Consider the following 14,898-nt stretch of genomic DNA (forward strand, 5'->3'; position numbering starts at 1 on the left):
TGGCCGTCAGCGCGGGCTGCGCTCACCCGGCGGGTTGTCTTTCAGTTGGTTGGCGCGCAGGTTGTGCGGATCCAACTGCTGGATCAGCATCAGTTGCTCCACGCTCGGCGCTGCGGTGGTCGGAATCGCGTTCGCGATATGCAGGGCGAAGCTGGTGTTGTCCTGTACCTCGGCCACAGTTACGCCCGGGTGCAGCGAGCGGATCCGCATCTGCCGCTGCGGGCCCTGGAAATCCAGCACGCAGAGGTCGGTGACGATCAGGCGGATGTCGATCTCCTCCAGCGACCAGCCGCGGGCCAGACGCGCCGGGTTGTAGCCGACCGAGGCGACCACATCGACCTCACCCTCGACGAACACCCGGCGGTTGTGGCTAGGCACTAGGAAGGAGTTGGCATGGCTGATGGAGTTGCCGGGAAAGCCGCGCACGCCGAGCATCTGCGCCTTGGGTTTGGCATAGTCGCCGATGCAGGAGATGTTGGCCTGACCGAAGCGGTCGATCTGGGTCGGGCCGACCAGGGCATGGCGCTTGCCGCCCCAAACGTTGTCGAAGATGCGCGAAAAGCCCATCCAGCTGTCGAACTTCGGTTTGTAGCCGTTACGCGCACCGAGCGGCACCGGCTCGGCGACCATAAAAGCCTCCGAGTCGGTCATCAGCAGCTCGGGGTTGGAGCTGAGCATACTCAGGGACGCGGCCAGACGCGGGATCACGCCGATGCCCGTGGCCAGTACCTCGCCGTCATCACGCCAGGCCTCTGAGGCGGCGCAGATCAAGAGTTCAGCCAGGCTGTAAGTCATTGCATTAGTAGTCATGTCGAGCCTCGCTTAGAAAACCGGCAGGGGTAGCTTGCGGATGGCAGCCAAGCCGCCGACCTTTTCCCGGTACTGCTCTTCCGTGCCGTTCAGGTACTGCTCGACATAGGCCTGCCAGCCACCCGGCTCCTGGGCCGAGGCGTTGTAGGCCTTGAAATGCGCGATATCGAAGCCATACAGCGGCGCGCAGGAGCTGGGGTGGGCACCGCCCGGCACATGCACCACGGCGCTGGTCTGGTTGCGCTCCCAGAACACCTGGCGCGCCTGCTCCGGGTTGCTGTGGAAATAGCTGCTGTCAACCAACTCGTCGCAGCTGACATAGGCCCGCTCCGCAGCGCGGACGAACAGGTCGTCCATGTAGTGGTCCGGCCCGCTGATCTGGCAAACGCCGCGCTGGTCCGCGCGGTCGACATGCACCAGCGCTGCGTCCAGCTTGAGCGCCGGCATGGCGACCCAGTCCTTGCCATCGGCATAGGGCGAGGCAATCAGCTTCAGCTCCGGATTGTGGGTCAGCACATCGGTGCCCAGGCCCACCGCGGTGGGGATAAAGGGTACCCGCATGGCTGCAGCCTTCAGCCCCAGCAGCAGCATGCCCTCGTCGATTTCCATCACCTCGATGGCGCCGTCCTGGCGAGCCTTGCGGAAGTAAGGTTCGAGCGGAATGAAGTCCAGCGAAACGAAGGCGAACACCAGCTTCTTGAGCTTGCCGGCCGCGCAGAGCATGCCGACATCGGCACCGCCGTAGGCGACCACCGTAAGGTCCTTGAGATCGGAACGGAGGATCTCGCGCACCAGCGCCATCGGCTTGCGCCGCGGGCCCCACCCACCGATCCCGATCGTCATGCCGTCGCGTAACTGGCCGACTATCTCGGCCGTGGTCAAACGCTTATCCATGCTCGACATCCTCACTGGCGACCAACGCTGAAGTCATGGCCCCAGTGGCTGACCACGGTGCTCTCGAATGGCGTGTGCTGGTTCCAGTCCACCACCAGGCCGTCGTAGCCATACTCCAAGTCGAAGCCGGACGGAGTCTTCATATAGAAGGAGACCATCTGGTCGTTAGTGTGCTGGCCGAGGGTGGCGGACAGCTTGACCCCGTGCGCCTGCATGCGGTCCAGCGCGCGGCCGACCTCGTCGAGGGCATTGACCTCGAGCATCATGTGCACGCAGCCGTGGGGCATCGGGCATTCGAAGATCGCCAGGGAATGGTGGCGGCCGTTATTGCAGTGCATGAAGTGGATGCGCTTCTCCGGCTCTGCCGGGTCCGGGGTGAAGCGCACCTTCATCAGATCGGACAGGCCAAAGCCCAGAACCCGCTCATAGAAGTCGCGGCAGCGCTCGAAGCTCGGCGCCGGCAACACCACATGACCCATGCCCAGCTCATTGGTGACGAACCCCTTGACGCCGACCGGCGAGACAAAGCGGGCGAAGTCTTGCAGCGGGCCCCAAAACAGCTCGTGGCGGTTGCCATCCGGGTCGCTGAAGCAGGCCAACTCCTGCACCTTGCGCACGCGAGCTTGCGCCGCGCTACCGCGCTGCACCGGCACATCGGCCTGCTCCAGCTCGGCGATCGCCTGCTCGAAGGCGGCCTTGCCGGCCACCTCCCAACCGCTGGCACCGTAGCCGTCCTGCTCGCCCTGCTCCACCAGAATGCGGTAGTGGCGCTCATCCATCTTCAGGTAGAGCACCGCATCCTCAAGCGGGCCGGCAGCGGCCATCATGCCCAGCACCTGCGTGCCGTATTCGCGCCAGCGGTTCAGATCGGTGGATAAGACGGTGACATAACCCAGACCACGGATATCCATGGGCGCTCTCCTCATTCCTGACAGGCCTTGGCCCACCCACGAAGCAAATGCCGGGGAGGCCCTATGGAGAGCGATTTAAGCGCCTTAGCGGGAGAGCAACATCGTCCGTTGGGACTAGCGGGAAAGGCCGGCCAGGGGCAGGGATTTACTACCGCACCCCGAATAAGCTCCAGGCGCGATCCGGGAGCTCAGGGCAGGTCAACTTGGATTGCGCCTGAGGCTTACCAGAGCACGGATGACACAGAAAGGCGTTCGGGAAGCCACAAAAACAACAAAGCCCCGAGTTACGGCAATGCTGTTCACTTAAGCATGCGTCTTCGCCTTCTATCCCCTCGCCCCTCTGGGGAGAGGGTTAGGGAGAGGGGTGCATGCCAAATGAATTCACTTTTGCCCGCTATTTACCCTCTCCCCCAGCCCCTCTCCCGTAAACGGGAGAGGGGAGCCCAGGCGCACGTTGCCTAAGTGAACAGCATTGCCGAGTTACGGGGCTTTGTGTTGAATAGATGACGGCCGGGGTGCAACCTCTGATGATCTAGCTGCCAGAAAGAAAAATTACAACCGATCACATCCTGGAAGCACCAAGCCAATTTGGCCAGCACGGGTAACCCAAAATTGCTGCGCCAGCCAAGCCATTCTCAATTCACTACCAGAAACGCCAAATCCCAGAAACAACAAAGCCCGGTCGTTGCCGAACCGGGCTAAGTCATTGAAAAATATGGTCGGGACGGAGTGATTCGAACACTCTACCCCTCGCACCCCATGCACGCAGTAAGTGTGCAGGCTCAATAACCACGCGGTCTATCTCGGGCGCTCGCTGCAACTTGATGCCCAGAGATGCTGATAAGTGTGTGAGAGAGTCACGCAAAAGTCACGCAGCCATAATTCCCCTCCTTGCCCGTCTTGGGCAACTCGCCCCTTCCTTTTATTGTTTGCCTCAGCCTTGCAATCAGGAGCTATCGTTTCTGCCTGAATGGTTGCAAGACGGCTGGTCAGGCGCTGAATGACTTCACCGCGAACTTGATCCTGCTCACTGCCGGAGCGAATTATCTTCGCGATGCCATAACCTGCAGCCCCGGCAAGCAATGCCGAGCCAATCACCCACTCAACAGGTGTCGTCGTCAAGAACACCCCGCCAAAAACACTGGCGAGCGTACTCGAACTAAGAATCGTAGTTGCGCCGGCAGCCCCCGCAAGAGACCCTGCCGCAGCTACACCCGCAGTAGCACCGCCAATAGCTGCAAGACGTTCACCAGCGACACCGACCTTATCCTTGGCGCTTAACTTTTCAATTGCCAGGCGAGTGTCCCGTTCAGCATCTGATGACTCTACTGAACTGCTGGACAAGGCAGCAGGTTTGCGCGGGTAGTTGGAGCGGGCAGTCACGTTGCGCATACGCCCCGACGTTCTTCTGCGGGCCGCTCTGGATGACGTAGCCGATATCCAGGTCGCGCTCCCAGTCCAGGCCTTCGTAGTCGAGCCCGGTGTTGACGTTGTGGCCCTTGATGAATGTGGTGGGGCGAAGGCTGCGCCGGGGCGGATGCACGCGGCGGCTCGGGATGTGCATCCACTTGGGGGATGCCCCAGAGCGGACTGGTGCGGCCGCTTCGGGGCGCTTCGGCCTACTGCTGGCCGAGCGGGTTCAGGCAGTTCTTGACGTCCCAGCCGTACAGCCACTGCATGGCGTCATAAAACTGTTCCTGAGTGCGGCCGACCCAGAGCTGATTACGAACCTGACGCTCAACGCCCTTGGCGTGGTAGAGGCGGCCCATTTCGCGGGCCGACCAGAGCACTCGCGCAGTGCGCGGAATACGGATCGACTCGTAGAGGCGGAAGGCTGCGGCGAGATCGTTGCCGCTGACCTTGATCGCTTCACCCAAGGTCACGGCGTCTTCCAGGGCCATGCAGGCGCCTTGTGCCAGGTACTGAGTCATCGGGTGCGCGGCATCGCCGAAATAGCGCTTTTCAAACTCTACCGGTGACAGCTGGTTGTTGAAGACATGCCAGCGTTTCGGGTTGTAGAACATCTCGATGTAATCAAACACATCACTGCGGGCATCCTGCCGAGTGCTGTAGATTTTCCGCTTGATCCGTTCCCGCTTCAGTAGCTGGAAGAAGCTCTCCGCCACCGCGTTGTCATGGCAGTTACCGCGTCAACTCATGCTGCCGATCAAGTTGTTGGCTTTCAGGAAGCTCTGCCAATCGGAGCTGCTGAACTGGCTGCCCTGGTCTGAGTGGATCATCACTTCCTGCTTCGGCTTACGGCGCCAGACCGCCATTAACAGTGCATCAATCGCCAGGTCGCTAGTCATCTGCGGCTTCATTGACCAGCCGATGACCTGGCGTGAGAACAGGTCGAGCACCACCGCCAAATACAACCAGCCTTCATAGGTTCGGATGTAGGTAATGTCCGTGACCCAGACCTTGTTGGGCTCCGTGACGTTGAAGCGGCGCTCCAAACGATTCGGTGAAGCCACTGGAGGCTTGCCACCATGACGGCCAGGGCGACGCCGATAACCCGTCTACGAACGCAGCCCTTCCAGGCGCATAAGCCGGGCAACCGGATTTCTGCCACGGGGTTCACCGATCTCACGCAGGTCGTCATGGATTTTGCGGTAACCATAGACGCCGCCGCTCTCCAGCCTGGAGTGTTTAATCAGGCCGAGCAGCCGCTGGTCATCCTTTGCTCGCGCTGACTTCGGCTCTGCCAGCCAGGCGTAGTAACCGCTGGCATGCACTGTCGATCACTTTTCAGACGAGTACATCGTTGATCTGCGGAGCTACATTGGTACTGATTCACGGGCGCCCGAGCGTGCTCAAGGCGTCGGCTGCTCCTTGACCTCGCTCCAACTGCTGTCCGGATCGAAGCGAGGCATGGCCTTCGCCAGCTCCGCGCTGTCCGGGCCCTGGTCCTTCTCGAACACCTCGCCTTCGTGACTGATCATAAAGCTCATCACGCCGCTGTCGCCGTACTTTGCTGGCCACGCGATCAGGGCGAAGCCACGGCTCATGTTGTCACCGAGTTTGTAGTTGTAAGCGCCGCCCGGTGCCGATGGACCCTGTGCATCGAGAATATGGTAGTGGTAGCCATGCCAGTCGCTACCGGGCTCGGCTTCGTCGGGCTTGGCGTCGCCGAACAACGGCCCCAGCGGGCTTTCCTCGATACCGGGCTCCTCGGCCCAGTACAAGCCATCGTACTTGCCGTCGCTGCTGATGAATTTCTGCGCGTACTCAGGCGCGCCGTCGCCGTCGCGGTCGGCGTAGTCCATCTGCGCATCGTAGTAAGCCAACGCCGACTGCACGGTGGCCAGCTCGTTGCGACCGATGCGGCGCTTGCGGATCTCCTCACTTCCGGCCTTGGCGTTGAAGGCCCAACCGTCCTTGCCCTTCACGATTGGCAGCGGCAGCGTCCAGGGGTCGGTGCCGACCACCAGATGCGCTTGCTTGCGTGTCAGACTGGATCACGTGCTTCTCCCGGTAGTGGGCCAAAAAGGCATCGACGTCATCGCGGTCAACGCCCTCGGTCGGGATATACGTGCGCCAGTCGGCGCCGAGCAAGGCCGCAAGGCGATCGGCATCGGCCTGTTTAGTGCCGAGTGCGGCGACCAGGGCCTCGGCGGCAGCATCCGGACTGGGAAATGCCTGCTGCGCGGGCGCGCCCTGAGCCAGAGTTGCCAGCAGCGCAATTGGAAAAATACGAAATACTGCATTCATCGCGACTCTCCTGTCAGCGCCGATGGCCGCCGCCCCGGGACGGAGCCCGGGAAGGACGTTGCACGGTCCGGCCGCTGTCGCGTGCCGCCTGCGGCCTATTGGCAGCGGTGTGGCTGGCTTGGCCGCGGCTGGCTTGCGCACGCGACCGCGAGGGGCTGCTGGCACCGGAAAAAGCATTGTTACGCGGAGCCTGCGCGCGGGTGTGCTGCTGACGTGCCTGCTGGCGGACTTGAGGATTTTTTTGCGCAACCTGGCGCTTCTGGGCACTGGCCTGTGCGCGCTGGCGTACCTGCGGCTCGTTGCGCAGGTCGCGGCTGGCGGTCTGGGCCCGCTCGCGCGCTTGGCGGTTGCTGGTGGCCGGGGATTCGATGCCGCGCTGCGTAAGCGACTGGCGGGCGCGCTCGCGCTCGGAAGCGCGAGCCGGATCATGGCCACGGAAAGCATCGCGCTGTTCGCTGCCGGCCAGGCGTCGGCCGCTCTGTTCGCGATTGGCGCGGTCGCGGTAAGGCACGCCGTCACGGTTGATCGAGTTGTAGTTCCAGGTGTTTTGATTGGCGTTGATCTGGCGGTTGACGTTGATGTTGTTGTAGCGGTTGACGTCGATGTCGATATCGCCACGGCCCCAGTAGCAGTCGCCCCAGAGCGAATTGACGATCGCCACGCCCGCGCCAAAAGCCAGGCCGGCGGCGAGCGCGGTGCCGACGTAGTAACCCGGCGGCGGTGGATAGTACGCCGGCGGGTAGGACGGATAGGCCCAAGTACCGTAGACCACGCTCGGGTTGTAACTGGGCACGTAGACGGTCTGTGGCTGGGCCGGCTCGATGATGATGGTCTGCGTGGCAGCAGACTGCTGCACCACCACAGTCGATTCGGCCGGCGCCGGTGCGGCAGTCCGCCTACTGAAGAGGTCACCCATGCTGCTCAATCTGCTGACCGGCCTCCCTGTGATGTTGCTCTGCCTGCTGCTACAGGCCATTTTCATGGCCAAGTGCCTGCGCCACTACGTGCGCTTCAGGCATGCCCAGCAAGGCCGCGAATCGCAATTGCTGGATATCCTGTTGCTGTCGATGGTGATGCTGCTGATGTTGCTGATGTTGCTCGGTAATTTCGTGCAGATGGCGATCTGGGCAGCACTGTTCATGCTGCTCGGCGAATTCGGTGATTTCGCCACCGCGCTGTATCACTCGGGGGTCAACTTCGCGACCCTGGGCTATGGCGATATCGTTATGTCCGCACGCTGGCGCCTGCTCGGCCCGCTGGAAGCAGCCAACGGCATCCTGATGTTCGGCGTCTCCACCTCGGTGATGACCGCTGCGGTGATGGATGTCATCAAGCTCAACATGGCCAGGCTACAGCAGAGCGAACGGCCATAGGGCTGGTAAGGAAAGTCCGTGAGTATGTAGTTCCGGGATACGTAAGGCGCTCTTGATTTGTTTACGCCTGCTGGTTCTTCGCCAGCAACGCTGCAAGGTGAAGTAACTCCACTTCAGCTTCCATAAGAGCTGCGGTAGCAGCGACATGCCAATCCTGAAGTAGCGGCTGCAGGTCTTCTTCCTGCCCAGCTTTGAGACACCATTGGTAATGATCATGCCAAGTGCCCAGAGCAGACTGCACAGCCTTGAGCGAGGCAGCGGCCTTAACGGATATGGGCGAAAACTGAGGGTAGGCATCGGTTGCGTAACGTGTGCGTTTGACCAAAATCCGTAGCTGATGGAGATCGTATTGCGGGTCTGCCAGCGCTGCTTTCAAGCGCTCTACCTGCTTGTGCAGGCGCTTGGCGATGGTCTTCTTGATCTGACGTAATTCGCCGCCACGCTCAGCCGCACGAAAATCTGAAGGCCACTGATCCAGTCGGGAAAACAGCTGCTTTAGCGTCGAACTTGCCACGATGCGGCTGTAGCTGGACTGCAAAATAGCCTTCCGGGCATTGGCCTGCTGTGCAAACCCCAACTGTTCAAGCTCATCAATCAACACTTCTAGATCACGCACTGGGGTAGTCAGCTTGCCAACCTCGGCAGCTACCTCATTGAGCGTCGCTACGGCGCCGATCTTACGTAGTGGTCGCAGCAGACTTCTCATGCGCCGCAGATTGATCCGCAAGTCATGCAGCGCCTCGCTATCTGTCCTGGCCTCCATGCGCGCGTAGGCATGGTAGAGAGCTGTCTCAAGCATCAAAACCTGGGCAACGATTGCATCTACAAGTGACATCAGACGCTCCAAACACAGACATGGAAAAATCAGATTAGCCGAAGAGCCTGAGACTGTTTTCGCCACACCCCAGGCCAGTCGTTGCACTCAAGCATGACGGCGGCTAGGGCAGCCTGCGTCCACCACCCCGCCCACCGTTTTCGCCAAAGCCCGGAATACCGACTCGCCAGAATGATCTATACCTATTTGCACGCAAATGGCCTGGAGCAGGGCCATTGATGAGTTCACGGAGACATCTGGAGCTAGAACGTCCCGCATATGCACCCAAGGAGACCCATGTTCATGAACGCTTTGAAGATCGCAGCCAGCGATAACGTCCACGGTTGTTTCCACACCACGCGGGAAATAGTTTCCCTCAAAGACACCGACTACACCGACATAGCCGCCGCGGTGATCTCCGTGGCGGATGTGCTGGACGGCGCACTGGATGTCATTCAACAGACCGGCTTCAATATCCCACTATTTATTGTCACGTCTCCGGAGGGCGGTCACGCGCCGGAAGTCGTCCCGCGTATTCGCGAGGTATTGCTACAGGTCAACGGTGCGTTCGATCCGACCCGCGCCAACGCAGAGCATTACGGCCACCAGTTGGAGACTGCGGCCAAGGCCTACGAGGAAACCCTTCTCCCCCCCTTCTTCGGTTCCCTGAAACGCTATACAGAGGCAGGCAATTCCACCTTCGCCTGCCCCGGCCACCAGGGTGGCCAATTCTTCCGCAAGCATCCGGCCGGACGCCAGTTCTTCGATTTCTTCGGCGAAACGCTGTTTCGCGCCGACATGTGCAATGCCGACGTCAAGCTGGGCGATCTGCTGATCCATGAAGGCCCGGCGCTGCTGGCGCAGAAGCATGCGGCCAAGGTGTTTAACTCCGACAAGACCTACTTCGTGCTCAACGGCACCTCGGCATCGAATAAAGTGGTCACCAACGCCCTGCTCACTCCTGGCGACTTGGTCCTGTTCGACCGCAACAACCACAAATCCAATCACCAGGGCGCCCTGATCCAGGCTGGCGCCACCCCGGTTTATCTGGAAACCGCGCGTAATCCCTACGGCTTCATCGGCGGTATCGATTCCCACTGCTTTGAGGAAGCCTACCTGCGCGAGCTGATCAACGAGGTCGCTCCGGACAAGGCTCAGCAGCCACGCCCATTCCGTCTCGCGATTATCCAGCTCGGCACCTACGACGGCACCATCTACAACGCCCGGCAGGTGGTCGACCGCATCGGTCGACTGTGCGACTACATCCTGTTCGATTCGGCTTGGGTCGGTTACGAACAGTTCATTCCGATGATGAAAGACTGTTCGCCACTGCTACTGGAGCTCGACGAGAACGACCCCGGTATCTTTGTTACCCACTCGGTGCACAAGCAGCAGGCCGGTTTCTCCCAGGCCTCGCAGATCCACAAGAAGGATCGCCATATCAAGGGGCAGGCTCGCTACTGCAACCATGCCCGCCTGAACAACGCCTTCATGGCCCATGCCTCCACCAGCCCGCTCTACCCGCTATTCGCTTCCCTTGATGTGAATGCGCGCATCCATGGCGGCCGCAGCGGCCTGCGCCTGTGGGGAGATTGCGTAAAATTCGGCATCAATGCCCGTAAGCTGGTCTTGGAAACTTGCACGATGATTCGCCCGTTCGTGCCGCGCGAAATCGATGGCCGCGACTGGCAGGACTACCCGACCGACGAGATTGCCAGCGACATCCGCTTCTTCAAATTCCACCCGCAAGATCGCTGGCACGCCTTCCCCGGCTACGCCGACAACCAGTATTTCATCGACCCCTGCAAGCTGTTGTTCACCACCCCTGGGATCGACCCGGTGGATGGCAGCTACACCGATTTCGGCATCCATGCCGGCATCCTCGCCAACTTCCTGCGGCAGAACGGCATCGTTCCGGAGAAGTGCGACCTCAACTCCATCCTGTTCCTGCTCACGCCTGCCGAGGACTGGGCGAAGATGAGCCATCTGGTCGCGCAGATAGCCCGCTTCGAACGCTTCATCAGTGACGACGCGCCGATGAGCCGGGTGTTGCCCGCTATCTACGAGCAATACCAAGAGCGTTATCGCAACTACAGCATCCGCCAGCTCTGCCAGGAAATGCACGACCTGTACCGCAACCACAACGTTAAGCAATTGCAGACGGATATGTTCCGCAAGGCGAAGCTGCCGAAGGTAGCGATGCTTCCCCAGGCCGCACAGATCGAATACATCCGCGGCAACGTCGAACTGGTGCCACTGGCGGACGCGGCCGGGCGCATCGCCGCCGAAGGCGCCTTACCTTACCCGCCGGGCGTGCTCTGCGTGGTACCCGGGGAAATATGGGGCGGCGCAGCACTGGAATACTTCCTCGCCCTTGAAGAAGGCATCAACCGCCTGCCGGGCTTCACCCCGGAACTGCAAGGCGTCTACCTGAAACAGGAAAACGGCCGTACTCGCGCCTATGGCTACGTGCTGAAGAGCTGACCGCGCACACCTCTTATGGCACTCCGGACCGATCCGGGGCTGCCACAAGAGGCGTGCTCAACGACGTTGGAGGCGACCGAGCACAACGACGACGATTACAACTTCTCGCGGCAGCGTTTGCGGTTGGCGTTAACCAATTTTCGACAAGGAGTTTTTACCCATGAGTCACTCACAAACACCGTTACCGGCGTCTCTGGCGCAGCGCTACCCGGTGCTGATCGTGGTCAATACCAAGGGCTATGAAGACAGCATCGTCTTCCGCAGCGCCCAGGAAGTCGGTCAAGCATTGCAGGTCCATGACCTCGATGTGGAGCTGGTCAGCTCCCTTGAGGACGCGGAAATCGCCTTCCGTGCCGACCCCGCCTACTGCTGCGTGATCCTTGGCTGGGGCCTGTGCGAGAGCAATCTGCAGCAGGCGATGCAGCTTATCCAACTGATCCGCCGGCGCACCGCCCAACTGCCGATCATGCTGGGCATGAGCCAGGCTCATCAGAGCCATGTGCCGTTGGAGTTCGTCGAGAACATCGACGGTTTCATCTGGCAACCGGAAGACAGCCCGGAATTCATCGCTGGGCGCATCGAGGCCGCCGCCCGTCGTTACCTCGATACCATCCTGCCACCGTTCTTCGGCGCCCTGGTCAACTTCGCCGACACCCACGAATACTCCTGGCACACCCCAGGCCACACCGGCGGCACCGCCTTCATGAAGACTGCGGTGGGGCGTAGCTTCCTCGACTTTTACGGCGAGCAGATGCTGCGCTCCGATCTCAGTGTGTCGGTTGGCGAGCTGGGCTCGCTGAACGATCACTCCGGTCCGATCGCCGAGGCGGAGAAGTACGCCGCCCGCGTATTCGGAGCTGACTTCACCTTCTTCTCGGTCGGCGGTAGCTCGGCGAGCAACGAGATCGTTCTGCACTCGGCGGTGACCGATGGCGACTCCGTGCTGGTCGATCGCAACTGCCACAAGTCGTTGAACTATGCGTTGAACATGTCCGGCGCGGTGCCGCTGTACCTGCGACCGAGGCGCAATGCGCGTGGCCTGATCGGCCCGGTGCCGCGCAGCGAGCTGACCCCCGAAGCCGTAGCGCAGAAACTCGCCGACAGCCCGCTGGCGAGCAACAAGCAGGCGCGTCCGGTGTTGGCGGTGCTGACCAACTCGACCTACGACGGCCTCTGCTACAACGTGCAGACCACCACCCGCGAGCTGAGCCAGAGCGTCGATCGCATCCACTACGACGAGGCCTGGTACGCCTATGCACGCTTCAACCCGCTGTACGAGGGACGCTATGGTATGCACCGTGGCGAACGGCATGCCGATGACGCCACGGTGACCGTCACCCACTCCACGCACAAGCTGCTGGCGGCGCTGTCGCAGGCCTCGATGATCCACATCCGCTCGGGCAAGGTGCCGGTCAAGCCGGCGCTGTTCAACGAAGCCTTCATGATGCACACCTCGACATCGCCGCAGTACAGCATCATCGCCTCCACGGACGTGTCGGCGAAGATGATGGACGATGCCGGCGGCTTCCTCACCGACGAATCCATCGGTGAGGCCATCGCCTTTCGCCAGGCCATGGTTCGGCTGGGCAACGAGGTGCGCAAGCGCGATCCGAAGGATTGGTGGTTCGGCGTCTGGCAACCGGACGAGGTCAACGGCGTGCCCTTTGCCGACCTCGACCCGAAGACCCTCTGCCATGGCGACGCCTGGGTGCTCAAGCCGACGGCCAGCTGGCACGGTTTCGGCGACCTGGGTGCCGACTACTGCATGCTCGACCCGATCAAAGTCACGGTGCTGACGCCAGGGCAGACGCTGGAAGGCGCGATGGAACCTAGCGGTATTCCAGCACCACTGGTGTCGTCCTTCCTCTCCAGCCGCGGCATCGTGGTGGAGAAGACCGAGCCGTACTCCATCCTGCTGCTGTTCAGCCTGGGCGTGACCAAAGGCAAATGGGGCTCGCTGGTTGCCGGCCTGATGGAGTTCAAGAAGCACTACGACAACAACTCGCCGCTGGAACTGGTGTTGCCCGACTTGGCAACAAGCTATGCCGAGCGTTACGCCGGCATGGGTCTCAAGGATCTGGCCGAGGAGATGCACCAGGACATGCTCGCCACTGGCATGTTGCACAACATGGACGAGGCCTACACCTTGCTGCCCGACCCGGTGTCCTCGCCGCGCGAGACCTTCGCCAAGTTGGTGAAAGGCGAGATCGAGCAGATCGCCGTGCGCGACATGCTCGATCGTACGGTCGCTGTGCAAATCGTGCCCTATCCACCGGGTATTCCGCTGATGATGCCGGGGGAAAAAGCCGGTGCCGACAAGAAGGCCATCGTCGACTACCTGCTGGCGATGGAATTGTTCGATGGCCGGTTCCCCGGCTTCGGGCATGACAACCATGGGGTCGAGGTCGAGCGCGACAGCCAAGACCGGCTAACCTACAGGCTGTATGTGGTCAAACAGTAACGTTTAGCCACCCTTTCCCAGCGGCAGGCAGTAAGCCGTCGGACTCAGGGTCAGTGCTTTGGACAGAGCAAGGAGTATTCGATGGCTGAGTCAAAGAAGAAAATGAGCCTCATGGGGCTCACCACACTGGTGGCGGTCAACATGATGGGCTCGGGCATCATCATGCTGCCCACCAACATGGCCCAACTCGGGGCCGTCTCGCTGCTGTCATGGATCATCACCGCGATCGGTTCCATGGCCATCGCCTACAGCTTCGCCCAGTGCGGCCTCTTCTGTCCGCGCTCCGGCGGGATGTCGGCCTACACCGAAGAGGCGCACGGCAAGTCGGGGTTCTTCCTCTGTTCGTTCCTGTACTTCCTGTCGCTGGCCATCGCCAACGTGGCTATCGCCATTTCCGCGGTGGGTTACCTGACGTCGTTCGTGCCCTGGTTGGGTAGCGGCGCAGTCCCACTTTTCGTCGGCACGGTCGGCCTGATCTGGCTGACCACCGTGGCCAACTTCGGTGGCCCGAGCATCACCGGCAAGATCGGTGCGGTCAGCGTCTGGGGCGTGATCATCCCGGTGGCCGGCCTGAGCATAATCGGTTGGTTCTTTTTCAAGGCGGAGGTGTTTTCTGCCGCTTGGAACCCGAACAACCTGGCGATCTCCGAAGCTATCGGCAAGAGTATTCCCCTGACTCTGTGGGCCTTCCTCGGCATGGAATCGGCGGCGCAAGCCTCCGATGCCGTGGAGGACCCCAAGCGCACTGTGCCGCTGGCCTGTCTGTTCGGCACCCTTGGTGCCGCGGTGGTCTACGTGCTGTCGACCACGGTGATCCAGGGCATCGTGCCCAACGCCGAACTGGCCAACTCCTCGGCACCGTTCGCTATGGTCTACGCACAGATGTTCAATCCCGTGATTGGCAACATCATCATGGCGCTGGCCGTCACGGCCTGTATCGGCTCGCTGTTGGGTTGGCAGTTCACTCTGGCGCAAACGGCCAAGGTGACGGCCGATCAGGGCATGTTCCCGAAATTGTTCGGCAAGGTCAGCGAGATGAATGCGCCAATTATCGGCATGCTCGTCTGTGGCGTGCTGCAGACCGTGTTCGCCCTGTCGACCATTTCACCCGACGCCAGTGCCCAGTTCAGCAAGCTGGTCAGCCTGGCGGCGGTGACCAACCTGATTCCCTACGTGACAGCGCTGACCGGCCTGTTGGTCATCATGTACAAGGCCCAGGTCAGCCCAGCGGTGTACAGCCGCAACACAGCGGTGTTGATGGTGGCGTTGGCCTACTCGTTCTACGCCCTCTATTCCTGCGGCAAAGACGCCGTGTTCGGTGGCACCCTCGTCCTTGCGGTCGGTTACCTGCTCTACGGTTTCATCGCCAAGCGCTTTGAGTCTCCAGCCGCTATGGTCGGGGCCAGCAAGCCTTAGGCGTTGCCTTCAGGACTGCAAAGA

Annotated in this window: 9 protein-coding genes and 3 pseudogenes; 4 read left to right on the forward strand and 8 right to left on the reverse strand. The window is 61.1% G+C overall.

The features are described from left to right. Positions 1-6: 6 nt before the first annotated feature. From D3879_RS14300 to D3879_RS14335, 7 genes and pseudogenes are all read right to left on the reverse strand, one after another. On the reverse strand, positions 7-810 hold the full coding sequence (locus D3879_RS14300) for a CoA-transferase subunit beta (RefSeq protein WP_119954998.1): 804 nt from the start codon (positions 808-810) through the stop codon (positions 7-9). 12 nt (positions 811-822) lie between these two features. Beyond that, positions 823-1,704 carry a CoA transferase subunit A gene (locus tag D3879_RS14305; protein WP_119954999.1) on the reverse strand — a complete coding sequence of 294 codons (882 nt, stop codon included), beginning with the start codon at positions 1,702-1,704 and terminating at the stop codon, positions 823-825. An 11-nt stretch (positions 1,705-1,715) separates the two neighbouring features. Then, positions 1,716-2,615, reverse strand: coding sequence for a VOC family protein (locus tag D3879_RS14310; protein WP_119955000.1), 900 nt, complete (start codon positions 2,613-2,615; stop codon positions 1,716-1,718). A 1,362-nt stretch (positions 2,616-3,977) separates the two neighbouring features. After that, positions 3,978-4,122 (reverse strand): annotated as a pseudogene (locus tag D3879_RS27065) (OprD family outer membrane porin); the annotation flags it as partial. 445 nt (positions 4,123-4,567) lie between these two features. Continuing rightward, a pseudogene (locus D3879_RS14325) lies at positions 4,568-5,350 on the reverse strand (IS3 family transposase); the annotation flags it as partial. Positions 5,351-5,428: 78 nt separating this feature from the next. Beyond that, a pseudogene (locus tag D3879_RS14330) lies at positions 5,429-6,326 on the reverse strand (DUF2950 domain-containing protein). Positions 6,327-6,339: 13 nt separating this feature from the next. Beyond that, positions 6,340-7,242, reverse strand: a complete 903-nt coding sequence (locus D3879_RS14335) for a DUF3300 domain-containing protein (protein ID WP_238474252.1) — start codon at positions 7,240-7,242, stop codon at positions 6,340-6,342. Between D3879_RS14335 and D3879_RS14340 the strand changes: the two genes are divergently transcribed. Continuing rightward, on the forward strand, positions 7,241-7,699 hold the full coding sequence (locus D3879_RS14340; RefSeq protein ID WP_119955002.1) for a potassium channel family protein: 459 nt from the start codon (positions 7,241-7,243) through the stop codon (positions 7,697-7,699). The two genes, D3879_RS14335 and D3879_RS14340, sit on opposite strands and share 2 nt — an antisense overlap. 61 nt (positions 7,700-7,760) lie before the next feature. On the opposite strand, the gene D3879_RS14345 is transcribed toward D3879_RS14340, so the two are convergent. Continuing rightward, positions 7,761-8,534, reverse strand: coding sequence for a CHAD domain-containing protein (locus D3879_RS14345; protein ID WP_119955003.1), 774 nt, complete (start codon positions 8,532-8,534; stop codon positions 7,761-7,763). Positions 8,535-8,816: 282 nt separating this feature from the next. On the opposite strand from D3879_RS14345, the gene speF reads away from it, so the two are divergent. The 3 genes from speF to potE all read left to right on the forward strand — a co-directional run bounded on the left by speF (position 8,817) and on the right by potE (position 14,874). Further along, positions 8,817-10,997, forward strand: a complete 2,181-nt coding sequence (gene speF / locus D3879_RS14350; RefSeq protein ID WP_119955265.1) for an ornithine decarboxylase SpeF — start codon at positions 8,817-8,819, stop codon at positions 10,995-10,997. 160 nt (positions 10,998-11,157) lie between these two features. Beyond that, positions 11,158-13,458, forward strand: coding sequence for an Orn/Lys/Arg family decarboxylase (locus D3879_RS14355; protein WP_119955004.1), 2,301 nt, complete (start codon positions 11,158-11,160; stop codon positions 13,456-13,458). Positions 13,459-13,539: 81 nt separating this feature from the next. After that, positions 13,540-14,874, forward strand: coding sequence for a putrescine-ornithine antiporter (gene potE, locus D3879_RS14360; protein ID WP_119955005.1), 1,335 nt, complete (start codon positions 13,540-13,542; stop codon positions 14,872-14,874). Positions 14,875-14,898: the final 24 nt, after the last annotated feature.

Source organism: Pseudomonas cavernicola (assembly GCF_003596405.1).
Taxonomy (GTDB): domain Bacteria; phylum Pseudomonadota; class Gammaproteobacteria; order Pseudomonadales; family Pseudomonadaceae; genus Aquipseudomonas; species Aquipseudomonas cavernicola.

Bases quoted from the DNA above. Each gene is read 5' to 3' on its own strand.
- speF (WP_119955265.1), top strand. From the start codon at position 8,817: ATGAACGCTTTGAAGATCGCAGCCAGCGATAACGTCCACGGTTGTTTC.
- D3879_RS14345 (WP_119955003.1), bottom strand. From the start codon at position 8,534: ATGTCACTTGTAGATGCAATCGTTGCCCAGGTTTTGATGCTTGAGACA.
- potE (WP_119955005.1), top strand. From the start codon at position 13,540: ATGGCTGAGTCAAAGAAGAAAATGAGCCTCATGGGGCTCACCACACTG.
- D3879_RS14300 (WP_119954998.1), bottom strand. From the start codon at position 810: ATGACTACTAATGCAATGACTTACAGCCTGGCTGAACTCTTGATCTGC.
- D3879_RS14310 (WP_119955000.1), bottom strand. From the start codon at position 2,615: ATGGATATCCGTGGTCTGGGTTATGTCACCGTCTTATCCACCGATCTG.
- D3879_RS14340 (WP_119955002.1), top strand. From the start codon at position 7,241: ATGCTGCTCAATCTGCTGACCGGCCTCCCTGTGATGTTGCTCTGCCTG.
- D3879_RS14335 (WP_238474252.1), bottom strand. From the start codon at position 7,242: ATGGGTGACCTCTTCAGTAGGCGGACTGCCGCACCGGCGCCGGCCGAA.
- D3879_RS14355 (WP_119955004.1), top strand. From the start codon at position 11,158: ATGAGTCACTCACAAACACCGTTACCGGCGTCTCTGGCGCAGCGCTAC.
- D3879_RS14305 (WP_119954999.1), bottom strand. From the start codon at position 1,704: ATGGATAAGCGTTTGACCACGGCCGAGATAGTCGGCCAGTTACGCGAC.